Raw genomic sequence first — 629 nt, forward strand, 5'->3', positions numbered from 1 at the left:
TGGTCCGGCACCGGCCGCACCCCGGTGAGGCACACCGCGCCGACGCCGTCGGTGAGGGCGCCGTAGCGGCTGGGGTGGACCCGCGCGAGGTGGTCCAGCAGATCCGGGAAGGCGTCCAGCGACGCGCCCTCGGTGGCGTGCGCCACCCGGGTCACCACGTCGTCGGAGTACGGCGGCGGCGCCTCGGGCAGCCCCCGGTGCCGGTAGTCCTCGCCGTCGATCCTCAGCGCCCGGAAGTGCGCCGACAGGCCCTGGATCTCGCGCAGGAAGTCCGCCGCCGCGAACCGGCCCTCGCCGAGCTTGCCCGGCAGCGTGTTGGAGGTGGCGGCGAGCGCGACGCCCGCCTCGACCAGCTTGCCGAGCAGGGTGGAGACCAGCACGGTGTCGCCCGGGTCGTCCAGCTCGAACTCGTCGATGCACAGCAGCCGGTGCCCGGAGAGCGTCTTCACGGTCTGCTGGAAGCCGAGCGCGCCCACCAGGTTGGTCAGCTCCACGAACGTGCCGAACGCCTTGAGCGCCGGCTCGGCCGGGGTGGCGTGCCACAGCGACGCCAGCAGGTGCGTCTTGCCGACGCCGTAGCCGCCGTCCAGGTAGACGCCGCGCGGCCCGGACGGGGCCTTCTTCGGCGC

1 protein-coding gene is annotated in these 629 nt (G+C 74.4%); it reads right to left on the bottom strand.

Going from position 1 to position 629, the window contains the following annotated elements:
* Positions 1-629 (bottom strand): cell division protein ZapE (gene zapE / locus LPA54_RS34895; protein WP_228984628.1); only part of this gene is annotated, 629 nt, incomplete at both ends.

This window comes from Streptomyces sp. DH12, assembly GCF_020873895.1.
Classification (GTDB): Bacteria; Actinomycetota; Actinomycetes; order Streptomycetales; family Streptomycetaceae; genus Streptomyces.